Source organism: Streptomyces sp. NPDC055025 (assembly GCF_053608565.1).
On sequence record NZ_JBSGVS010000020.1, the window covers coordinates 23,494 to 44,147 of the forward strand.

General features: G+C 68.5%; 22 protein-coding genes. 6 read left to right on the forward strand and 16 right to left on the reverse strand.

What is annotated here, in order from left to right:
* Positions 1-42: 42 nt before the first annotated feature.
* The 7 genes from pstA to mshD form a co-directional block, all read right to left on the reverse strand.
* Positions 43-1,122 carry a phosphate ABC transporter permease PstA gene (pstA, locus tag ACWGDX_RS14605; protein ID WP_453625536.1) on the reverse strand — a complete coding sequence of 360 codons (1,080 nt, stop codon included), beginning with the start codon at positions 1,120-1,122 and terminating at the stop codon, positions 43-45.
* Positions 1,119-2,111 (reverse strand): phosphate ABC transporter permease subunit PstC, encoded by a 993-nt coding sequence (pstC, locus tag ACWGDX_RS14610; RefSeq protein WP_453625537.1) that lies wholly within the window; start codon positions 2,109-2,111, stop codon positions 1,119-1,121. Before pstC ends, pstA begins: the two co-directional genes overlap by 4 nt.
* A 121-nt stretch (positions 2,112-2,232) precedes the next feature.
* Positions 2,233-3,363, reverse strand: coding sequence for a phosphate ABC transporter substrate-binding protein PstS (gene pstS / locus ACWGDX_RS14615; protein WP_453625539.1), 1,131 nt, complete (start codon positions 3,361-3,363; stop codon positions 2,233-2,235).
* 282 nt (positions 3,364-3,645) lie between these two features.
* Positions 3,646-4,083 carry an NUDIX hydrolase gene (locus ACWGDX_RS14620; RefSeq protein ID WP_382855118.1) on the reverse strand — a complete coding sequence of 146 codons (438 nt, stop codon included), beginning with the start codon at positions 4,081-4,083 and terminating at the stop codon, positions 3,646-3,648.
* Between the two features lie 188 nt (positions 4,084-4,271).
* Positions 4,272-5,318 (reverse strand): CHAD domain-containing protein, encoded by a 1,047-nt coding sequence (locus ACWGDX_RS14625; RefSeq protein ID WP_453625540.1) that lies wholly within the window; start codon positions 5,316-5,318, stop codon positions 4,272-4,274.
* Entirely contained in the window at positions 5,305-7,533 is a 2,229-nt protein-coding gene (locus ACWGDX_RS14630) for an RNA degradosome polyphosphate kinase (protein WP_453625542.1), read from the reverse strand. The genes ACWGDX_RS14625 and ACWGDX_RS14630 overlap by 14 nt, the downstream gene beginning before the upstream one ends.
* 564 nt (positions 7,534-8,097) lie before the next feature.
* On the reverse strand, positions 8,098-9,018 hold the full coding sequence (mshD, locus tag ACWGDX_RS14635; protein ID WP_383037776.1) for a mycothiol synthase: 921 nt from the start codon (positions 9,016-9,018) through the stop codon (positions 8,098-8,100).
* Positions 9,019-9,258: 240 nt separating this feature from the next.
* On the opposite strand from mshD, the gene ACWGDX_RS14640 reads away from it, so the two are divergent.
* Positions 9,259-11,070: a bifunctional metallophosphatase/5'-nucleotidase gene (locus ACWGDX_RS14640; protein ID WP_453625544.1), complete on the forward strand. Its 1,812-nt coding sequence runs from the start codon at positions 9,259-9,261 to the stop codon at positions 11,068-11,070.
* A gap of 358 nt (positions 11,071-11,428) precedes the next feature.
* Here the strand turns inward: ACWGDX_RS14640 and ACWGDX_RS14645 are convergent, their stop codons facing one another.
* Positions 11,429-11,923, reverse strand: coding sequence for a DUF6232 family protein (locus tag ACWGDX_RS14645; protein WP_453625546.1), 495 nt, complete (start codon positions 11,921-11,923; stop codon positions 11,429-11,431).
* 313 nt (positions 11,924-12,236) lie between these two features.
* Here ACWGDX_RS14645 and cutA point away from each other — a divergent pair, with 313 nt between their 5' ends.
* Entirely contained in the window at positions 12,237-12,557 is a 321-nt protein-coding gene (cutA, locus tag ACWGDX_RS14650; protein WP_453625548.1) for a divalent-cation tolerance protein CutA, read from the forward strand.
* Between the two features lie 16 nt (positions 12,558-12,573).
* On the opposite strand, the gene ACWGDX_RS14655 is transcribed toward cutA, so the two are convergent.
* The 6 genes from ACWGDX_RS14655 to ACWGDX_RS14680 form a co-directional block, all read right to left on the reverse strand.
* Positions 12,574-13,497 carry an XRE family transcriptional regulator gene (locus ACWGDX_RS14655; RefSeq protein ID WP_453625549.1) on the reverse strand — a complete coding sequence of 308 codons (924 nt, stop codon included), beginning with the start codon at positions 13,495-13,497 and terminating at the stop codon, positions 12,574-12,576.
* A 204-nt stretch (positions 13,498-13,701) separates the two neighbouring features.
* Positions 13,702-13,935, reverse strand: a complete 234-nt coding sequence (locus ACWGDX_RS14660; RefSeq protein WP_453625685.1) for a DUF397 domain-containing protein — start codon at positions 13,933-13,935, stop codon at positions 13,702-13,704.
* A gap of 45 nt (positions 13,936-13,980) precedes the next feature.
* A complete protein-coding gene (locus tag ACWGDX_RS14665) occupies positions 13,981-14,187 on the reverse strand; it encodes a DUF397 domain-containing protein (RefSeq protein ID WP_453625551.1) in 207 nt (68 codons plus the stop codon).
* Positions 14,188-14,405: 218 nt separating this feature from the next.
* Entirely contained in the window at positions 14,406-14,627 is a 222-nt protein-coding gene (locus ACWGDX_RS14670) for a DUF397 domain-containing protein (RefSeq protein WP_453625552.1), read from the reverse strand.
* Between the two features lie 35 nt (positions 14,628-14,662).
* Positions 14,663-14,884 (reverse strand): DUF397 domain-containing protein, encoded by a 222-nt coding sequence (locus tag ACWGDX_RS14675; RefSeq protein ID WP_453625554.1) that lies wholly within the window; start codon positions 14,882-14,884, stop codon positions 14,663-14,665.
* Positions 14,862-15,701, reverse strand: coding sequence for a DUF5753 domain-containing protein (locus ACWGDX_RS14680; protein WP_453625556.1), 840 nt, complete (start codon positions 15,699-15,701; stop codon positions 14,862-14,864). The genes ACWGDX_RS14675 and ACWGDX_RS14680 overlap by 23 nt, the downstream gene beginning before the upstream one ends.
* Positions 15,702-15,894: 193 nt before the next feature.
* Here ACWGDX_RS14680 and ACWGDX_RS14685 point away from each other — a divergent pair, with 193 nt between their 5' ends.
* From ACWGDX_RS14685 to tgmC, 4 genes are all read left to right on the forward strand, one after another.
* Complete coding sequence (locus ACWGDX_RS14685; protein ID WP_453625558.1) at positions 15,895-16,392, forward strand: ATP-binding protein; 498 nt, start codon at positions 15,895-15,897, stop codon at positions 16,390-16,392.
* A 95-nt stretch (positions 16,393-16,487) separates the two neighbouring features.
* Positions 16,488-17,051, forward strand: coding sequence for a hypothetical protein (locus ACWGDX_RS14690; RefSeq protein WP_453625559.1), 564 nt, complete (start codon positions 16,488-16,490; stop codon positions 17,049-17,051).
* Positions 17,052-17,142: 91 nt separating this feature from the next.
* The gene (locus ACWGDX_RS14695) at positions 17,143-17,430 is read left to right on the forward strand and encodes a hypothetical protein (protein WP_453625561.1); all 288 of its coding nucleotides are present in this window, start codon (positions 17,143-17,145) and stop codon (positions 17,428-17,430) included.
* The gene (tgmC, locus tag ACWGDX_RS14700) at positions 17,427-18,569 is read left to right on the forward strand and encodes an ATP-grasp peptide maturase system methyltransferase (RefSeq protein WP_453625563.1); all 1,143 of its coding nucleotides are present in this window, start codon (positions 17,427-17,429) and stop codon (positions 18,567-18,569) included. Before ACWGDX_RS14695 ends, tgmC begins: the two co-directional genes overlap by 4 nt.
* Positions 18,570-18,723: 154 nt before the next feature.
* Here tgmC and ACWGDX_RS14705 read toward each other — a convergent pair whose 3' ends face one another.
* Entirely contained in the window at positions 18,724-19,512 is a 789-nt protein-coding gene (locus tag ACWGDX_RS14705; protein ID WP_453625565.1) for an ABC transporter permease, read from the reverse strand.
* Entirely contained in the window at positions 19,509-20,561 is a 1,053-nt protein-coding gene (locus ACWGDX_RS14710) for an ATP-binding cassette domain-containing protein (RefSeq protein ID WP_453625687.1), read from the reverse strand. Before ACWGDX_RS14710 ends, ACWGDX_RS14705 begins: the two co-directional genes overlap by 4 nt.
* Between the last annotated feature and the right edge of the window lie 93 nt (positions 20,562-20,654).

Below are 20,654 nucleotides of genomic sequence, written 5' to 3' on the forward strand. Positions count from 1 at the left end.
GCTTCTTTCGTGGCCCCGCGCGGCGGAGCCGGATATCGGGCCTCAGCGGCCGGTCTTCGGGGCCTTCCAGCGGGCGATGCCGCGCGCCACCAGGTTGAGGATCATGACGAAGGCGATCAGCACCAGGGCCGCGGCCCACGCACGGTCGATCGCGGCGACCTCGCCCGCCTTGTACTGGTCGAAAATGTAGAAGGGGAGCGACGACTGGGCACCGTCGAACGGGTTCGAGTTGATCAGCGAACTGCCGAAGACGAGCAGCATGACCGGCGCGGTCTCACCGGCGATACGCGCGATGGCGAGCATCACACCAGTGGTGATACCGCCGATCGCGGTTGGCAGGACGACCTTGAGGATGGTGCGCCACTTCGGCACACCGAGTGCCAGTGAGGCCTCGCGCAGCTCGTTCGGTACGAGCTTGAGCATCTCCTCGGTGGAGCGGACCACGACCGGGATCATCAGGATCGTGAGGGCGAGCGAGCCCATCAGACCGGACGGGTCGGTCTCGGTCATCAGCATGAGCGACAGGATGAACAGACCCGCGACGATGGACGGGATGCCCGTCATGACGTCCACGAAGAACGTCACGGCCTTCGCCAGCGAACCCTTGCCGTACTCCACCAGGTACACGGCGGTCAGCAGACCGATCGGCGTGGCGATCAGGGTGGCGATGCCGACCTGCTCCAGCGTGCCGATGAGCGCGTGATAGACACCACCGCCCGGCTGGGCGCTGGGGACACCGGCCATGGAGTGGCCGAGGAAGTACGGGTCGAGGACCTTCGCCCCACGGCTGATCGTGGTCCACAGCAGGGAGAACAGCGGGATCACGGCGAGGACGAAGCACACCCAGACGATGCTGGTGGCGAGACGGTCCTTGGCCTGGCGCTTGTTCTCCACCACCGAGGTGGTGACATACGAGATGACGAGGAAGGCGATGGCGGCGATCAGGCCCCACTGGACCTTGCTGTCGAGACCGGCGGCGGCCCCGATGCCCACGCCGACGAGGATCGCGACGACGGCGAATCCGGCCGCCGCCCCGCGGGGGAGGCCCCGGCGGCTGAGGCTCTTCCCGCCGCCCGAGGGCGGCAGCGGGGTCGGTGCGTGCTGTACGGCTGTGTGGCTCATGCGTTGGCCCCCGAGTACTCCTTGCGGCGGGCGATGATCAGCCGGGCCGCGCCGTTCACCAGCAGGGTGAGGACGAAGAGCACAAGACCGGAGGCGATGAGGGCGTCACGCCCGGTCTCGGAGGCCTCGTCGAACTTCGCCGCGATGTTCTGGGCGAACGTACCGCCGCCCGGGTCGAGCAGATGGAGCGAGAGCACATAGTTCGGGGAGAGCACCGTGGCGACGGCCATCGTCTCGCCGAGCGCGCGGCCGAGGCCGAGCATCGAGGCGGAGATGACACCGGAGCGTCCGAACGGCAGAACCGAGAGCCGGATGACTTCCCAGCGGGTGGCGCCCAGTGCGAGGGCCGCCTCCTCGTTCATCCGCGGGACCTGGAGGAAGACCTCCCGGCTGACGCTGGTCACGATCGGCAGGATCATGATCGCCAGCAGGATGCCCACGGTCATCATGTTGCGGGCGACGCCCGGCTGGGTCTGGTCGAAGATGTACGTCCAGGAGAAGTACTGGTCGAGCCAGAGGTTGAGGCCGTCGAGATACGGCACGAGGACGAGGGCGCCCCAGAGTCCGTAGACGATGCTCGGTACGGCGGCGAGCAGGTCGACGACGTACGCGATGGGCGCGGCCAGTCTGCGCGGCGCGTAGTGCGAGATGAAGAGCGCGATGCCGACGGCGACCGGGACGGCGATGATCATCGCGATGATCGAGCTGACGACCGTACCGACGAAGAGGACCGCGATACCGAAGACCGGCGGGTCGGCGGACGCGTTCCAGTCGAGCGTGGTGAGGAAGTTGCCCTCGTTCTTGGAGAGGGCGATGGCGGCGCGGTAGGTCAGGAACCCCGCGATCGACGCCATGATGACGAGCAGCAGAATGCCCGAGCCCCGGGAGAGGCCCGAGAAGATCTTGTCGCCCGCGCGCCCTGTGGAGGTGCCCGACCTGGGGCTGAGCGGCGGAGCCGGTGGGGTGTCTGTAGGTGTGGTGGAAGCCATGATCTTTCCGGTCTGTGTGGGGGAGGGGTGGCTCCCCTGGCGGCGGTGCACCGGATGGGTGGACGGCCGTCGGCCCGGAGCGTTGCGCCGGGCCGACCGCTGTCACCTGCTGTGCCGGGGACTACGAGAGGGAAGCGACCGTCTCGCGGACCTTGGCGTTGATCTCGGCGGGGATCGGGGCGTAGCCGGCGTCGGAGAGCAGCTTCTGGCCCTCGTCGCTGGCGGTGTAGGTCAGGAAGGACTTGACCGTGGGAAGCGTCTCGGCCTTGTTGCCCGTGTCACAGGCGATCTCGTAGGTCACCAGGACGATCGGGTAGGCGCCGTCGGCCTTGGTGGTGTAGTCCAGCTCCAGGGCCAGGTCCTTGCCGGTGCCCTTGATCGTGGCGGCGGCGATGGCCTTGGAGGCGTTGTCGGACGTGGCCTCCACGGGGGCGCTGGCACCCGTGTCGATCTGGACGGTGGAGATCTGCTGCGACGTGGCGTAGGAGAGCTCGAAGTAACCGATCGCGCCGTCGACCTGCTTCACCTGGGTGGCCACACCGGCGGAGCCGGAGGCAGCCTGGCCGCCGGGGGCGGGCCACTTCTTCTCGGCCTCGTACTTCCAGTCGGAGGAAGCGGTCGCGTTCAGGTACTTGCCGAGGTTCTGCGTGGTGCCGGAGTCCTCGGAGCGGTGGAAGGCCTGGATGGGCTTCTTCGGGAGCTTGACGTCGGGGTTCAGCTTGGCGATGGCCGTGTCGTCCCAGCTCTTGATCTTGCTGTCGAAGATCTTGGCGAGCGTGGGGGCGTCGAGGACGAGGCTGTCCACACCCTCCAGGTGGTAACCGATCGCGATCGGACCGCCGACCATGGGCAGGTTGATGCCCTGGCCGCCCTTGCAGATCTCCTTCGAGTCGGCGACCTCTTCGGGCTTGAGCGCCGAGTCGGAGCCGGCGAAGCCGACGGTGCCCTGGTTGAAGGCGACGATGCCCTCACCGGAGGAGGACGACTTGTAGTTGACCTCCACACCAGGACATGCGGCCATGTAGCCCTGGACCCAGAGGTCCATGGCGTTCTTCTGGGCGCTGGAACCGGACGCGAGAAGCTGGCCCTGGGCGCCCTCACAAGCGGCGTTCGCCGAGGCGGCGGGCTTCGACGACGCGTCGCTGGGGTTGGTGTTGTCGTCCGATCCACACGCCGTGAGAACCAGGGCGCCGGAGACGGCGAGGGCACCGAGCGCGGTGGCACGCAGCCCGTTCTTGCGCTGAAGCTTCACTTCGGGTGTTCCTTCCAAGAGCCGCCGGTCCCCGTGAGATGACGGCGGCGTGTGTCGGGGTGGTTGGTGAGGCACTGTGAACCGTCACCGTGTAAGCCCGAAATTAGGCAGATGAGGTGAAGCCGCCGACGGGGAAGGGTGAACGGAAAGTGAACCGTGGCATACGGACCGGTGCTGGCCTCTTTTTCGAAGGGATCAGCTCGTCTTCGGGGCGCTTTATGCCACTGCTGACGGCTGATCATGCTCGATTCGCTCGTCGGCCCAAATGTCCCGAGGACGGGATCAGGTCGCGTGCAGCGCGTCCAGCAGGACATCCACCAGGATGCGGTCGCGGGGCTGGGTGAGCCGGTCGCGGGCCGCCGCCGGAGCGAGCCAGACTATGCGGTCGACCTCGTCGCTCGGGGTGAAGGCGCCGTCCGTCGCCTCGGCCGCCCAGTAACTGACCCGCTTGGGACGGCCCTGGGCCAGATAGCTGACCGTACCGAGCCGGGCGCCGGGCGCGCAGTGGTGGCCGGTCTCCTCGTACACCTCGCGCAGCGCGCCCGTCAGGGTGTCCTCCGCGCGCTTGAGCTTGCCCTTCGGGTGCGACCAGTCGTCGTACTTCGGCCGGTGCACCAGACAGATCTCGGGACCTTCGGCTCCCTCGCGGGGGTGGCGCCACAGGACACAGCCGGCCGCGAGCACCGTGTCGTCCGGCCTGCCGTGCCCGGCCCCCGCCATGGGTTCGCCCCCGTCGCCTTCGCTGTCGCCGCGTTCGTAGGTGTACGCGTACGTGTACTCGCCATCGCCGTCGTCCGTGTACGCGCGCCCGTGTTCGCCCGCGTACGCGTGCCCGTACTCGTACTCGCTCTCGTGGCCTTGCTCGTACTCGCCCTCGTGGCCTTGGCCGTCGTCGTGACCGTGGCCGGTCATGGTGCGGTCGCCGCCATCGACATCTGTTGCCACACCTGCTGGAAGGCGAAACGCGCGGCCTCCACCTCAAGGCGCTGGTCCGCGTGCAGCACCCCCAGGGCGTACGCCGTCGCCGGGGCGATCCGCGGGGTACGGGCCGCGTTCGCCGCCGCTGCCGCCGCCTCGGCCGCGTCCCGGTGCCGGTCCAGCGCCTGGCACGCGCCGAGCAGCATCGGATCGGGGGTGCCGCCCGCGCACCAGACCTCCTGCGCGTACCGGTGCAGCCGCAGCAACTGCCGTACCTGGTGCCAGGGCGCGTCCTGCGCCTCGCCCTCCGACGCGGTGGCGAGACCGTGGACCAGGGCCTCCGCGTTGTACGGATGCGCCGCGCGCGCCAGCGGCAGCGCGGCCACGGCGTCCAGCAGCTGCCGCTCCGTGGTCTCACCCGGTTCGGCGAGCACCTCCACGGCGGGGGCCGCGGCCATCGGCCCCAGCGGCACCTCCGAGGCCAGTACGGCCACCGCGTCCGCCACCGCGTGGAAGCGCGACGAGCCGAGCGCCTGGAGCGCCGCCGAGTGGGCACGGGTCCGGGCGAGGGTGAGCTGACGGTCCAGCAGCGCTCCCGCGCGGGACGCCCCGACCGTGAGCGTGCCGGGCGGCGCCGCCGCGGACCGGTCGTCCGTACGTGCCGTGGGCGTGGCCGTCGCGCCCGAGAGCCGGGCCAGCGCTCCGAGCAGCCGGTGCAGCCTGCTCGTACAGGCGTGCTCCTGGGCCAGGGTGCCGGAGAGCCAGCCCAGTTCCGTACGGAGCTGGTCGGCCCAGACAGGGTCGAGCAGCGGCCGGAACGTGTGCAGTCCGCCGCCGATCCTGCGCGCCGCGCCGCGCAGCGTACGGGCCGCGGCCTCGGCCGCCGCCGTGTCCGAACCGCTCTCGCCGTACATCCGCAGCCCGCGCAGGAAGTCCCCCGCGCGCGCGTGCAGATGTCCGGCCAGGACCTCGCCCGCCGTCAGACGGTCGGTGTCGCCCGCGGTAAAGGGGTCGATGTCCACTTCATGGTGCTGCACGCCGGCGCCTCCGTGCGTCTATGAGCATTTCCTGTACGTTCCGCAGCGGCCGGCCGTCCTGGTCCGTGGCATGCCGGGTCCAGTTGCCGTCCGCGCCGAGGTGCCAGGAGGAGGTGTCGTCGGACATCCCGGTCTCCAGCAGCCGGGTGAGTGCCGCGCGGTGAGCCGGATCGGTGACCCGGACCAGTGCTTCGATACGCCGGTCGAGATTGCGGTGCATCATGTCCGCGCTGCCGAGCCAGACCTCCGGCTCCCCGCCGTTGCCGAAGGCGAAGACCCGGGAGTGCTCCAGGAAGCGGCCCAGGATCGACCGCACCCGGATGTTCTCCGAGAGTCCCGTGACCCCTGGGCGCAGGGCACAGATGCCACGGACCCAGACATCGACCGGCACCCCCGCCTGCGAGGCCCGGTAACAGGCGTCGATGATCGCTTCGTCGACCATCGAGTTGACCTTGAAACGGACATAGGCGGGCCGTCCCGCCCGGTGGTGCGCGACTTCCTTGTTGATCCGGGCGATCAGTCCGTCACGCAGCGACTTCGGGGCGACCAGCAGCCGGCGGTAGGTCTCCCGGCGCGAGTAGCCCGAGAGCCGGTTGAACAGGTCCGACAGATCGGCGCCGACCTGCGGGTCCGCGGTGAGCAGCCCGAAGTCCTCGTACAGCCGCGCCGTCTTCGGGTGGTAGTTGCCCGTACCGACATGGCTGTACCGGCGCAGGGTGTCGCCCTCCTGCCGTACCACCAGCGAGAGCTTGCAGTGCGTCTTCAGCCCCACCAGGCCGTACACCACATGGCAGCCGGACTCCTCCAGCTTGCGCGCCCATTTGATGTTGGCCTGCTCGTCGAAGCGCGCCTTGATCTCGACCAGGACGAGGACCTGCTTGCCCGACTCGGCCGCGTCTATCAGCGCGTCCACGATCGGCGAGTCACCGGACGTCCGGTACAGCGTCTGCTTGATGGCCAGGACGTCCGGGTCGGCCGCGGCCTGCTCCAGGAAGGCCTGGACGGAGGTCGAGAACGAGTCGTACGGGTGGTGCAGCAGTACGTCGCGCTCGCGCAGCGCGGCGAATATGTCCGGCGCGGAGGCGGACTCCACCTCGGCGAGATCGCGGTGGGTGCCCGCTATGAACTTGGGGTACTTCAGCTCGGGCCGGTCCAGCCGCGAGATCCCGAAGAGCGCCGTCAGATCCAGCGGTCCCGGCAGCGGATAGACCTCGGCGTCCGACACCTTCAGCTCGCGGACCAGCAGATCGAGGATGTACGGGTCGATCGACTCCTCGACCTCAAGACGGACCGGCGGGCCGAAGCGGCGCCGCATCAGTTCCTTCTCCAGCGCCTTGAGGAGGTTCTCGGCGTCGTCCTCCTCCACTTCCAGGTCCTCGTTGCGGGTCACCCGGAACATGTGGTGCGCCAGCACCTCCATCCCGGGGAACAGCTCCTCCAGGTGGGCGGCGATCACATCCTCCAGCGGTACGTACCGCTGCGGCGAGGCCTCCAGGAAGCGGGAGAGCAGCGGCGGCACCTTGACCCGGGCGAAGTGGCGGTGCCCGCTGACGGGGTTGCGCACGACGACGGCCAGATTGAGCGAGAGTCCGGAGATGTACGGGAAGGGGTGCGCCGGGTCGACGGCCAGCGGTGTGAGGACCGGGAAGATCTGCTGTCGGAAAAGTGTGAACAGACGCGCCTGTTCCTTGTCGGTCAGCTCGGGCCACCGGATGATGTGGATGCCCTCGTCGGCCAGGGCGGGGGCGATGTCCTGCTGATAGCAGGCGGCGTGCCTGGCCATGAGCTCGCGCGAGCGGGTCCAGATCAGATCGAGCACCTCGCGGGGCTGGAGGCCCGACGCGGAGCGGGTGGCGACGCCGGTCGCGATACGGCGCTTGAGGCCGGCCACCCTGACCATGAAGAACTCGTCCAGGTTGGACGCGAAGATGGCGAGGAAATTAGCCCGTTCGAGCAGCGGGGTCGCGGGGTCCTCGGCGAGCTCCAGGACGCGCTCGTTGAAGGCGAGCCAGCTCCGCTCGCGGTCGAGGAACCGCCCCTGGGGCAGCTCGTCTCCCTCCTGGTCGCCGTCCTCCTCGTACACGTCGAGGTCGGAGTCCAGATCGGGTTCGAGGCCGGAGGAGGCCGTGGCGACCGTGTGGGGGCGGTGGGCGGTTATGAAACCTACGGACGGCTGGGTCTGCTGGACCGGTACCTCGGCTGGCTGCTGGCTCATGTCCCCATTCTTCCGCGCAGAGGGGACGACCGGCGCGTCGGAGAGGGCAGGGGCGAGGCGGATCCTGCCGTTCGATGAGGGGGGCAGAGCGGGCTGCATTGGGAGAGAGTCGCAAGACCGTCTGAATGGCCGGTAACGGTGACATGACGTGAAGGAAAGCGGGGCGGGGCTCCCCGGGGGCGTCCTGAAGCGGATCGGGGGCGCCCCGGCGCGACGGAAACACGGGTGCACCGGGGCACGCGCCGTTACGGGCCGTGTGCGCGGGGTTACGTTACTGGGCGGTCGGGCGGGGTGGCCGGGGCGGTCGGGGCGGGCGGGCCGATCGACCGGACCGGGCGGGCCGATGAGGAGGCCGCGGGACGGGGCGTCCGGGCCCGTCGGCCGGGCTCCCGGGGGCGTCGGACGGTGCTCCGAGGCCGTTCGCCAGCGCTCGTTTCAAGCCTTGGGGCGGTCGGGGCGCCTGATCGGCCGGGGCGGCCGGACGGTGCTCTGGGGCGGCCGGCCAGTCCCCCGCGGCGGTCGGTCAGCGCTCCGGGCCGCCCGTCAGTCCCCCGGGGCCGCCCGTCAGGACTCCGTGCGGTACATCAGGTCCACCTCGTGCGTGCGGAAGCCGAGCCGCTCGTACACCGTCACCGCCGCCGCGTTGTCCGCGTCCACGTACAGCATCGCGGTCGGCAGCCCCTGCGCCGCGAGATGGCGCAGTCCGACGCCGGTGAGCGCCTTGCCGAGGCCGCCGCCCTGCGCGTCGGGCCTGATGCCGACGACGTACACCTCGCCGAGCTGCTCCTCGGCGTGCACCTTGGTCCAGTGGAAACCGATCAGCTCGCCCTCGCGCTCGGCCAGGAAGAAGCCCTTCGGGTCGAACCACGGCTCGGCCATGCGGTCGTCCAGATCGCGCTGGGTCAGCGAGCCCTGTTCCGGATGGTGCGCGAAGGCCGCCGCGTTGACCGCGAGCCAGGCGGCGTCGTCCCGCCCCGGTACGAACGTACGGATGGTGACCCCGGCGGGCAGCACCGGCTCGGGGATGGCCGGCGAGCCCAACGGGCGCCGCAGCTGGCGCAGTTCGCGGAAGAGGGTCAGCCCGAGCACCTGGGCGAGATGCCGGGCGGCCGACTTGCCGCCGTGTGCCCACACCCGCAGCCGCTTGCCGGACGCGCCCAGCAGCGCGGCACCCAGCGCCCGGCCATGGCCCTGACCGCGGCAGCCGGGCCGTACGACCAGCTCGGCGGCCGGGGCCTCGACGGGATCGGTGTCCTCCAGCTGCCCGTAACCGACAAGCCCCCCCTCGGCGTTGAGCAGGAAGTGCCGCACGCCCTCGCGATGTCCACCGCGCAACTGGAGTCTGCCCTGCTCGGAGACGGCCTGTACCCCGTCCGAGGCGACGGCCTCGGCGAGCAGGTCGAGGACGTCCTCGGCCTGCTCCGGGGTGAGCGCGTCAAGGGTCTGGATCTGCCGGCCGGGCTCGCGGGCTGCTGCGTCAGTCATGGATCGAGGGTACGGCGCCCCCGCCCCCGCACCGCAGATCCGCCCTGCGCCCGACAGCTTCCCCACCCGCAAAGGCAACCAGCTTGTAACCCGGGACCCCCTGTCGTGCTACGCGCGTTGACTCTAGGCTGCCGCTCGCAGTCTTCATGAGACTCCGGACTTTTCATGACTCTCAACATGCTCAATACCCTCAATACCCTCAAGAACCTTCAGGCATACGTTCGATCCACAAGGGGACCGATGTCAGCGAGACCGCAGAAGAAGCGCGCGACACGGCGGCTGCTCGCCGCCGCCGCGGGGCTGGCCACCGTCGGAGCGCTCGCCGCGGCGATGCCGGCCGTGGCGAGTGACGAGAGTGGCGGGAACAAGGGCCACCACAAGGACGACTTGGTCAAGGTGCAGCTCCTGTCCTTCAACGACCTGCACGGAAACCTGGAGCCGCCCGCGGGCTCGTCCGGCAACGTCAACGAGAAGCAGGCCGACGGTACGACCAAGGCGATTCCCGCCGGCGGTGTCGAGTACCTGGCGACCTCGCTGCGCAAGGCGCGCGAGGGCAACAAGTTCTCCATCACCGCGGCGGCCGGTGACATGGTCGGTGCCAGCCCGCTGCTGTCCGGCCTCTTCCACGACGAGCCGACCATCGAGGCGCTCAACAAGCTCGACCTCGATGTGACGGGCGTCGGCAACCACGAGTTCGACGAAGGCGCCGTTGAGCTGTCCCGCCTCCAGAAGGGCGGCTGTCACCCGGTCGACGGCTGCTACGAGAAGGGCAAGAAGTTCAAGGGCGCCGACTTCCCCTACCTCGCGGCCAATGTGACGTCGGAGAAGACCGGCAAGCCGATCCTCGCGCCGTACGAGATCTGGAAGAGCCACGGGCTCAAGATCGGCTTCATCGGGGTGACCCTGGAGGGCACGCCGAACATCGTGACCGCCGAGGGCGTCAAGGGACTCAAGTTCCACGACGAGATCGAGACGGTCAACAAGTACGCCAAGGAGCTGGAGGAGCAGGGCGTCAACTCGATCGTCGCGCTGATCCACGAGGGCGGCTCGCCGGCCTCCTCCGCGTACAACTACGACTGTGACAGCCCGGCGCCCGGCGGTGGCATCTCGGGTCCGATCGTCGACATCGCGAAGGGCATCTCGCCGCAGGTCGACGCGCTGGTCACCGGCCACACGCACAACGCGTACGCCTGCACCATCCCGGACCCGGCCGGCAACCCGCGCCTGGTCACCTCGGCCGCGTCGTTCGGCCGTCTGTACACGGACACCACGCTCACCTACGACCGTCGTACGAACGACATCGTGCGGACGAGCGTGAAGTCGGCGAACCACATCGTCAGCCGGGACCAGCCCAAGGCCCAGGACATGACGGACCTGATCGCGCGCTGGAACACGCTGGCCGCGCCGATCTCCAACACCCCCCAGGGCTTCATCTCCGCGGACATCAACGGCCGCGGTTCGTCGAGCCCGGAGTCCCCGCTCGGTGATGTGATCGCGGACGCCCAGCTGGAGGGCACGGCACCGGCCGACAAGGGCGGTGCGCAGCTCGCCTTCATGAACCCGGGCGGTATCCGGGCCGACCTCGTCTACGCGGCCTCGGGGGCCGAGGGCAACGGTGTGGTGACGTACGGCGAGGCCTTCACGGTCCAGCCGTTCACCAACATGATGAACGTGTTCGACCTGAAGGGAGCGCAGATCATCACGGCGCTCCAGCAGCAGGTCAGCGGTTCGAACGCCGGCTCTCCGAAGATCCTCCAGGTCTCGAAGGGCTTCACCTACACCCTGGACATGACGAAGACGGGCGCGGACCGTGTCGTCACCGACTCGGTGCGGCTGAACGGTGAGCCGATCGACCCGGCGAAGACGTACCGCGTCGCGATGAACGAGTTCCTCGGCGGCGGCGGCGACGGCTTCGCGGCGCTCGGCCAGGGCACGAACAAGCTGGTCGGCCCCTCGGACCTGGACCTGCTGAACGCGTACCTCGCGGCGAACTCGTCGGCCCAGTCCCCGCTGGCCCCGCCGGCGGCGAACCGGATCACGATCATCCGCTAGTCCCGACCGTCGGCCCTACGGGATGCTGACACCATGAGGGCGGTGGGCTCCGGCCCACCGCCCTTCCGCGTCCCGCCGCCCTTTGCCGTCGCGCCGGGGGCGGCGTGCCGTACCCGGCCCCGCCCCAAGGCCTCGGCTCCGCGTCCCGCCCAGTTCACCCCGCCCGATCTGTCGCCCCGCTCAAGGCGTGTCCCCAGTACGTACCTTGGCTGTCTCCGGCGCGGCCAGGGCGTGTCCCAGGGCCCTCCCGCGGTCGCCCCCACGGTCTTGCCGTCGGCCACGATGCCACCGGAGCCGGTGTGTTCGGTTTTGCCGATGCTGCCCGAGCCGTACTACTGAATGTGGTCGCCGCTCATGATCACCCGATGCTCCCGCTACCGCTGTGACGGGCCTTGCCGATGCTGCCCGCGCCGTACTGCCGGATGAGGTCGCCCTGCACCGCGTGTGCCACGTTGATGATCGTCTGCGCGACGTCGGGGTTGCCGATCGCCTTGGTGATCTCGTGGATCAGCCGGTGGATCTCCTCCTGCTGCGTGGACCAGATGGCCTCATGCTGGGTGCCGGAGGTGTTGAGGACCAGGCCGTACACCGGGGGCTTTTGCAGAGCGGAGACCAACTTCCGCATCAGAAGCGCATTGACGACCATGAAGACGATTGTTCCCACGGTGTCGGCCACAACGGCGACTATGACGCCCGGGATCCACGAGCCGATGGTCCGGAGGATAAATTTCTTCCACGCGGCGCCCTTGTCGACGGTCAGTCGTCTCTGGCCGACGTGGGAGATGTCGCGCAGCGGATATGCCTCGCTCTCTACCCACAGCACACCTTCATCGATTGTTACTTGGGCTGCCACGGGACTCCTGTCCACCACCGGACGTTGCGGCATGGAGCGTAGCGAAGCCGATGCGGACACGCGACGGAGATCATCCCCCCTGCTTCCCACGGATCCCTCGCCAACGCTGGACCATCGAACGCACCCATGGCCCGGCTCGCCGACCGCCGCTGCCATCTCCGCCGCTGCGAGCGCAAAGCAGAGCACTCCCTGGCCTTCGTCGGCATCGCCTGCACCCTCATCTGCTACCGCGGACTCACCGAATGAGATGGCCTTTCAGCGTCGGCCGGCGGACTGGTCGAGGTCGTCGGGGTCCCGTCGATAGGGTCTTGGTATGGCTGATGTCTGGCAGGTCTCCACCGCGACGGGAACCCGCGAGGAAGCCGTGGCGCTGGCGAAGTCGGTGGTGACCGCCAGGCTTGCGGCCGGTGCGCAGATCGTCGGCCCGGTGGTCTCCGTGTTCTGGCATCGGGGCGAGTTCGGAACGGGCGAGGAGTGGCAACTCCTGTTCAAGACCCGCGCGGACCGCTATCCCGAACTGGAAACGCACCTGCTGCGCCATCACCCCTGGGACAACCCGGAAGTCGCGGCGGTTCCGCTCGCCGCGGGTTCGGCCGCGTATCTGCGCTGGGTCGGGACGACGACCGAGCCGTAACCCGGGCGTCGGTACGTCAAACCCCCGCTCTGTCCAGTGCCTCGGCCACGGCCGGTACGGTGCGGTGGGCGCTGAGACCTCGAAGGACTGGCGCGATACGGCGCCTTGGGCGTACCGACGCCACCCCGGCCGAAAGTTCCAGCACGCGGCCGGCGGTCGTCGCGGCTTGTTCGATCTCCCCGGCCGCCAGGTACGAGTCGGCGAGCCAGGACAGGTAGAGGCTCTTGTCGCGTGCGTGCGTGTCGTCGTAACGGGCCAGCACGTCCTCCAGGACCGGGATCGCGCGGAGCGGGCGGCGCAGCTCGGTCCAGCACCGGGCGGTCATGATCTGGAGTCCGTTGCCGTCCCACGCCGCCCAGTCGGGTACCGGGACCCCGTTGGCCTCACCGAGCACCGCTTCCGAGGTGTTCAGCGCGCGCTCGGTCTCGCTGACGTTCCCAGCGGCGGCGTACGCCCAGGCGAGCCGCCCGTGGAGCAGCGCCCGCACCCCGGCCGGGGCACCGGGCCCCGCCGTACGGCACGACTGGACAGCGGTCTCCACCCCGGCGGTGCGGCTGGCGCTGACCTTCTGGTACGCGAGGAAGGCGAGCGCGTTCCCGGCGAGCGCGTCGTCGCCCGCCGCGACGGCGGCTTGATGGCCGGCCTCGTAGAGACCGCTCGCGTCGGCGTGCCTGCCCGCGTCGAACGCGGCCCATCCAGCCTGCTGGGCCTGCTCGGCCAGTACGGAGAGAAGGGAACGGCCGGTCTCCTCCGTGTAACTGCCGTCACGGATCAGCGCCTTGGTGGCCTGATACTCCCCGACATAGAAGCGGTACGTGTCGCCGCCGCCCAGGACGTCGTCAAGCCGACGCAGGCGCGCCGTACGCTTCCGCAGCCGGACGGGTATGTCCCGTCCGATCCGTGGTCCCGCTTCGAGCTGAACGAGTTCATGAAGCCCCACTGCCAGCCCCGCGCCGGCAGACGACCTGAAGAATTCTCTGCGACGCACTGTGCTGCCTCCGTTTCGGGGCGTTCTGGTGATGTGCGCCGACGGTGCGGACGAACGAGCACCGGGGTCGCTTGTCTCTCAAGCCCGGGGAGCGAGGCCGACCCCGGCAGGAAGGGTCCGTGCCGGGGTCGTTCGTTCTCGTTGCTGTGGGTGGCGTCAATCGATGCTTGAGAAGGCGCCTTTCCGCACTCCGGCCACGAATGACGACCACGTGTCGGCGCCGAGGAGCAGAACGGGACCGTGGAGGTCTTTGCTGTCCCGTACAGGGACGACTCCATGGCCCGAAAGCACGGCCTCCACGCACGCTGACTGCCCGTTGCTGTGGCTGGACTTAATCCATACCGCGTCCGTGAGGTCATAACTACCTACCACCTCGGGTATCAGACGCATTGACGCCTGCGCATCGAGCGGCACTTTTCAGATGTTGCTTCGCGCTTACGCCTTGGCGTGCCGGGCGAGTTCAACCAGACCCGCCCATGCTTCATCGGAGAGCATGAGGACGGGACCGCCGGTGTCCTTGGAGTCGCGAACGGCGATGACTCCGGATGCGAGGAGGGCGCGGTTGTACTCGACGCAGTTTCCGCCATCTTGGTTGCTGTAGCTCGACTTGGCCCACCCGTGTGGTGGGATGACCGGGATCACAATGCCTCCATAAGGTCACGGATCACACTCGCGGACGCGTCGGGTGAGAGAGCTGACGCGGTGATGACATCGTACAGACGCGTCAGAATCCTTACAGCGGCCTCGTCGTTGGTCATGCCCCGACTGGATCCCCAGACAACTGGGCGAGGGGCAATGAATACGACCCCGGCCGGAAGGGTCCGTGCCGGGGTCGTTCGTTCTTGTCGCTGTGGGTGGGATCAATCGGCGTTTGAGAAGGCGCCTTCCCGCACCCCGGTGACGAACGACGCCCACGTGTTGGTACCGAAGACGAGCGCTGGGCCGTGCGGGGTCTTGGAGTCGCGGACGGGGACGCCGACGGCATAGCCGTCCGATACTTCAACACACCCGCCCTCTCCGTTTTCGCTGTGGCTTGACTTGCGCCAAGAAGCCAGAGCCGACGCATTAGGAATCGCGTTCATTCTCACACCCCTTCAGCTTCCACTGCTGGATCGGATCAAAGGGAAAACTTGCCGCTCTTTACTGCGGTAACGAACGAAGACCAAGCGTCTACTCGGAATACCGCTGCCGGACCGTGCGGGGCCTTGGAGTCGCGAACAGGAACACCATCGGAATAGCCGTCCGATACCTCAATACACCCGCCTCCGCCGTTTTCGCTGTAGCTCGACTTGCGCCAAGAAGCCAGAACGGACGCGTCAGGAATCGTATTCATCGTCATACTCTTTCAGGTATCTACGGATCAGGTCGATGGATTCATCATCCGTAAGCGCCATTGAGCGGGCCAGATCAAAACGATCTGTCAGCTCAATCACCCTCTTCGTCGAAGATACCGCTTCTCCGGAGTCAAAGCTCTCGACCAGTGCGATTGTCCCGCCGTCTTTCAAGGTCATGAGAGTCAGACTCCCTCCCAGCATGGAGTGCGCGCCCTTAGCGAACGGAAGGATCTGAATTGTGGTGTGCGGTCGGGAGGCAATCTGTAGCAGATGGCGTAGTTGCCCGGTCATGCCCTTTGCGTCACCCATTGGACGCCTTAGTGCCGATTCGTCAATGATTGCCCAGTAATAGAATGCTTCGTGACGGTCGAAGATCCGTTGCCTGCGACGACGGACGGTGACTCGCTCGCTGCGATCCTCCTCGGATTCGCCGGGAAGTGCCTTTCGGAATAGCTCTCGCGCGTACTCTTCCGTTTGAAGAAGTCCGGGGATGAGGCTACTCGTGAAGACCTGGATGCGTTCCGCCTCAGGCTCCTTGCTCACGAACCTGCGGCTGTAGTCGGCGATCACAAATTCATGCGCCATCTCCAGTAGTTCGGCCAACACGCCATCGGTGTCGAAGAACCCGTCCAGCGTGTTCACCAGAGCCTCGGAGGGAAGCTGATCTCCCAGCTCTACGCGGCCGAGATAACTGTGCGAGTAGCCACCCACGTGTTCGGAGAGCTGACGGAGTGACAGTCGCTTGCGCTCCCGCAGTCGACGCAGTCGCCTTCCCAGTCTCACACGTGGCGTGAGCTGGCCTGATTCGTTGTTCAGCTCCACTCCGGTCGAACCTTCTTTCGCGTAACTCGCCGTCTCCACTGGGCATTTGGTGACAGCTAAGACATGTGCCCAGCGTGCCCGGTGAGAGATCGTAGTAACCGGCGGCAGAACACGCCACACCCAGAAACCAGAACCCCCGCGACCGCGGCGAACGGCCCGGGGGCGTGGCCCTCAACTAACCGGAGTTGACGACATGGTGAAGGATATCGTCCAGTTCTTCGAGACGTTCTTGCGGCGCTTATTTCCGGCCGGGGATTCCCGGGACCGGGGCGCTCCCGTGGTGCTGCGGTGGAGTTCGCATCCGAGTTGTGTCGGGTTGGCCAGGATGGAGCTGCGGAAGGTGCTGGCGGATTGGGGACTGTCGGAGTTGGAGGACTCGGCGTCGCTGGTGGTTTCCGAGTTGCTGGCCAATGCCGTGCGGTATGGGCGTGTCTCTTCGGGGCGGGAGATCGAGACCCGTTATCTGCCGAGGTTCGGTGCGGTGCGGATCGAGGTGAGCGACTCGTCGCCGTGTCGGCCCGTGCTGCGGGGTCTGGATCCCGATGCCCTGGACGGGCGGGGGTTGCTCCTTGTTGCCGCGTTGGCGGACGAGTGGGGGGTGGGTGAACGGGATGACGGCGTGCCCGGGAAGGTGGTCTGGGCGGAGCTGGTTCTGCCGATCGGGCTGCCGGGTGAGGGTGGTTGCTCGTGACCGGGCCGGTGGGCAGGCCTCCGGTGGGTGCGTTTGCGCGGCCGGATGTCGTCCCGTACATCGCGTGTTGGTCGTCGGAGCAGCGGCCTGCGGGTGTGGTGGTGGTCCGGGGCGGTGGCATCGCGTATGCGGATGAGGGGGCGTATGAGCGCGATGACATGGGTGTGCTGTGGAAGCGGATCGGGATCAGTCCGGGGAAGGGGCGGCCGGAGTTCGGGAAGGTGCATTTTCTGCGGCAGCGGCGGGCGATGCGGAAGTTGCTGTGCCAGGTGTGTGGTGGGCCGTCGGATCGTACGGGTGAGGGGACGTTGTGGCTGGTGGGGGAGGACGTGGATGGTCCGGAGTTGTGGGAGCCGGGTTATGTCACGACGCATCCGCCGGTGTGTGTGCCGTGTGCGGTGATGTCGGTGGGTGCGTGTCCGCATTTGCGTGAGGTGTATGTGGCGTTGCGGGTGCGGGCGTTCGTGCCGGCGGGGGTGCACGGTGCGTTGTACCGGCCGGGCGAGCCGTTCCCGGTGGTGTATGACGCGGACGGGGTGACGTTCGAGGACTGGCGGATCGGGTGGGTGCTGGCGTCTCAGCTGATCATGGAGTTCCAGGAGTTCACGGTGGTCGACCTGGAAGCAGAACACGCGGCGTACCTTGCCAACAGCCGTTAGGGCCTCTCCGGCGGGTCTTGCCCCGGTGGCGGGGTCCGGCACGCAGGCTGTCGCCGCCCGCATCGACCGAGACGCCGTAGCTCCTGCCGGAGTGGTCTACAAGCCCGTGCGGGACACGCCCTACCGCGTGGACGGCCAGCCGTGCAGCGTGTGGGTCCGGGAGGTGCGCGGGGCCGAGATCACCGATGCCGTGTCCGTGTGTCCTCACCTGTTCCACGCCAAGGTTGACAAGGCGTTCGACTTCGCGGTTACCGCCGCAGGCGACTGGTACTTCCTTGAGTGCAATCCGAACGGCCAATGGGCGTGGCAGCCGGCGGAGACCGTCGCGGCGATCACCCATGCCCTTACCGACCAGTTGGAGAAAGGCCCCGACACGTGAGCACATCGGCTCAGCTCCGCGACACCTTGACGGACAGACTCACCGAGGAGGGCACCCTCACGGAGCCCGAGTGGCGCAGCGCTGCCAAGGCGGTTCCCCGCGAGCTGTTCACGGGGTCCTACTTCAGGCCGGTGCCGGGAAGGGTTCCGACCGGCTACCGACCAGTCCGGGACGGCGAGCCCGGATGGCTGAAGGGTGTCTACTCCGACGAGACGCTGATCACCCAACTGGACGGGCGGATCAGGCCCGACGACGTGACCGAGGGGGCCGTGACCGGCTCCCCGACGTCCTCGTCCACCCTGCCCTCGCTGGTGCTGCGCATGTGGCAGCAGCTCGATGCCCGGACCGGGCACCGGGTGCTGGAGATCGGCACCGGAACCGGGTACTCGACCGCCCTTGGCGCACACCGTCTCGGAGACGCCAACCTGACCAGTATCGAGTACGACCCGGTGGTGGGCGGGGCTGCCACCGAGGCGCTCAAGGCCGCCGGGTTCGCGCCCAGGCTGATCATCGGTGACGGGCTGCGTGGCGACCCGGACGGGGGCCGGTACGACCGGCTGATCGCCACCTGTTCGGTCCGGTACATCCCGCTGCCGTGGCTGCACCAGGTGAGACCAGGCGGAAAGATCCTGGTCACCCTCTCCGGGTGGAGCTACGCCAACGCCCTCGCGCTGCTCGACGTGACCGGTTCCGGGGAGGCCACGGGCCGGTTCCTGCCCGGTCACACCAGCTTTATGATCGCCCGGACGCACGACCGCCCGCCCCGCCCGGCGCCGGCCCTGCTGCCCGGGGACGAGCGACCGAGCCGGATCGACCCCGCCAAGCTCGACGGCTGGACCGGCGGTTGGGTCGCGCAGCTCGCGGTGCCCTCGGCCGAACGCATGGGGGCGGGCGCGGAACAGATCCTCTGGGACGTGTCCACCGGTTCGCAGGCCCGGACGGCCCTCAACCCCAATGGCGGGTGGACCGTCGTACAGCGCGGTCCCGTCCGTCTGTGGGACCGGGTCGAGCGGGCTGTGCAGTACTGGCAGGCCGCTGGCGAACCTCACCAGGAGGGATTCGGCATCACGGTGTCGGCCGCCGGTCAGCGAGTGTGGATCGGCACCGAGGACGGGCCGGGCTGGGACCTGCCGATCTGACGCTCAGTGCGTCGGACAGTCCTCGGTGGTGGCGGGCGAGGGGCGCGTACCGGCCCTCAGTCGCGTACCGGCCTTCAGTCGTGTACGGGCCAGGGCGGGGTGCTCGCTCCCCTGTTGGTGAGAGTGAGCACCCCGCCCTTGTGCGGTCCGGGGCTCAGCGCGTGGTGCCGTTGTTGAAGAGGGACCGCGACCAGACGTAGCCGACCAGGGCGATACCGGCGCACCAGGCGAGCGAGATCCAGCCGGCGTTGCCGATCTCCGAGCCGGAGAGCAGGCCCCGCAGCGTCTCGGTCATCGGCGTGAACGGCTGGTACTCGGCGAACCAGCGCAGGCCCGGCGACATCGACTCCGCCGGTACGAACGCCGAGCCGAGGAACGGCAGGAACTGGATGAGCAACGGCTTGTTGCTCGCCGACTCGACGGTCTTGGAGATCAGGCCGAGCGCCGCGGACAGCCAGGTCACCGCGAAGGCGATGGCCGCGAGGAGGCCGGCCGCGGCCAGCCACTCCAGCGGGGTCGCCCCGGACCGGAAACCGACGGCGAGAGCGAAGCCGACGACCAGCACGGCGCTCACCATCGTCTGGACGACGCTGCCGACGACATGCCCCGTCATGAACGACGAGCGCGTGATGTTCATGGTGCGGAAGCGGTTGATGATGCCCTCGGTCATGTCCGTGCAGACCGCGATCGAGGTCGACATCGAGCCCGCGGCCACTCCCATGATGATGATGCCGGGCGTCAGATAGTTCAGATACGCGTCCCGGCCGCCGCCCATGCCGGCACCGATCGAGTCACCGAAGGCGTACACGAACAGCAGCAGCATCAGGATCGGCATCATGGCGCTGCCGAGCCCCACCGACGGATAGCGGATCGCGTGCTTCAGATTCCGCCGCAGCATCGTCGTCGAGTCGTGCACGGCGTGGGTGAGGGTGAGGGTGCTCATCGCAGGGTCTCCTTCATGTGGAGCGCGGTGCCGGTGCTGCCGTCGCCGGTCAGGGCGAGGAACACGTCGTCGAGGTCGGGGGTGTGTACGGAGAAGTCGGCGGCGCGGATCCCGGCGGCGTCGAGCCGGTCGAGCAGGGCGCGCAACGCGTCGAGGCCGCCGTCGCCCGCGACGCGCAGGGCGAGTTCCTCGTCGTCGCGGGCCGCGCCGGGGAAGACGGTGGCCGCGCGCTCGTACTCGCCGGGGTCGGTGAACCGCAGGCGTACATGGCTGCCGGGGATCTGCGCCTTGAGCTCGTCGGCGGTGCCCTCCGCGACGATCCGGCCGCCGTCGAGCACCGCGATCCGGTCCGCCAACTGGTCGGCCTCCTCAAGGTATTGCGTGGTGAGGAAGACGGTGACGCCGCCGGCGACCAGCGAACGCACGGTCTCCCACATGGTGCGGCGGCTGCGCGGGTCCAGCCCGGTCGTCGGCTCGTCGAGGAAGATCACCCGCGGCTCGCCGACCAGTGTCATGGCGAGGTCGAGCCGGCGCCGCATCCCGCCGGAGAAGAACGCGGCGCGCTTGTGCGCGACGTCCGCGATGTCGAACCGCTCCAGCAACTCCTTGGCCCGCTTGCGGCCTTCGCGCTTGCCGAGCCGCAGCAGGTCGGCCATGAGGAGCAGGTTCTCCTCGGCGGTGAGCAGGTCGTCGAGCGCGGCGAACTGCCCGGTGACGCCGATCGCGGCACGCACCTGGTCCGGCGCCGTGGCGACGTCGTGGCCCGCGACCTGGGCCTGCCCGCCGTCGGCGGAGATGAGCGTGGACAGGATCTGCACGGTGGTGGTCTTGCCGGCGCCGTTCGGCCCGAGCAGCGCGAACACGGTGCCGGACGGGATCCGCAGATCGATGCCGTCGAGGACGGTCTTGTCGCCGTACGACTTGCGCAGATCGGCGGTGGAGACGGCGGCGGTGACAGCGGTGGGGACGGCGGCGGTGACGGCGGCGGTGACGGCGGTGGTGACGGCGGTGGGCGGCTGCCGGCCGTCGCTCTGATTGGACGTGGGCATGACAGAAGAAGGCATGAGGCCCTCCCATTCGAAGGCGTGGTGAGCGGTGAAGTGGCCTTGGGTGTGCGGGGGTTGGGTGTGCGGGAGTTGGGC

What these genes read in the sequence shown, in the direction of transcription:
- pstA (WP_453625536.1), bottom strand. Translation starts at nt 1,122, where the DNA reads ATGAGCCACACAGCCGTACAGCACGCACCGACCCCGCTGCCGCCCTCG.
- pstC (WP_453625537.1), bottom strand. Translation starts at nt 2,111, where the DNA reads ATGGCTTCCACCACACCTACAGACACCCCACCGGCTCCGCCGCTCAGC.
- ACWGDX_RS14620 (WP_382855118.1), bottom strand. Translation starts at nt 4,083, where the DNA reads ATGGCGGGGGCCGGGCACGGCAGGCCGGACGACACGGTGCTCGCGGCC.
- ACWGDX_RS14630 (WP_453625542.1), bottom strand. Translation starts at nt 7,533, where the DNA reads ATGAGCCAGCAGCCAGCCGAGGTACCGGTCCAGCAGACCCAGCCGTCC.
- mshD (WP_383037776.1), bottom strand. Translation starts at nt 9,018, where the DNA reads ATGACTGACGCAGCAGCCCGCGAGCCCGGCCGGCAGATCCAGACCCTT.
- ACWGDX_RS14640 (WP_453625544.1), top strand. Translation starts at nt 9,259, where the DNA reads ATGTCAGCGAGACCGCAGAAGAAGCGCGCGACACGGCGGCTGCTCGCC.
- cutA (WP_453625548.1), top strand. Translation starts at nt 12,237, where the DNA reads ATGGCTGATGTCTGGCAGGTCTCCACCGCGACGGGAACCCGCGAGGAA.
- ACWGDX_RS14660 (WP_453625685.1), bottom strand. Translation starts at nt 13,935, where the DNA reads ATGCGTCTGATACCCGAGGTGGTAGGTAGTTATGACCTCACGGACGCG.
- ACWGDX_RS14670 (WP_453625552.1), bottom strand. Translation starts at nt 14,627, where the DNA reads ATGAACGCGATTCCTAATGCGTCGGCTCTGGCTTCTTGGCGCAAGTCA.
- ACWGDX_RS14675 (WP_453625554.1), bottom strand. Translation starts at nt 14,884, where the DNA reads ATGACGATGAATACGATTCCTGACGCGTCCGTTCTGGCTTCTTGGCGC.
- ACWGDX_RS14685 (WP_453625558.1), top strand. Translation starts at nt 15,895, where the DNA reads ATGGTGAAGGATATCGTCCAGTTCTTCGAGACGTTCTTGCGGCGCTTA.
- ACWGDX_RS14705 (WP_453625565.1), bottom strand. Translation starts at nt 19,512, where the DNA reads ATGAGCACCCTCACCCTCACCCACGCCGTGCACGACTCGACGACGATG.
- ACWGDX_RS14710 (WP_453625687.1), bottom strand. Translation starts at nt 20,561, where the DNA reads ATGCCCACGTCCAATCAGAGCGACGGCCGGCAGCCGCCCACCGCCGTC.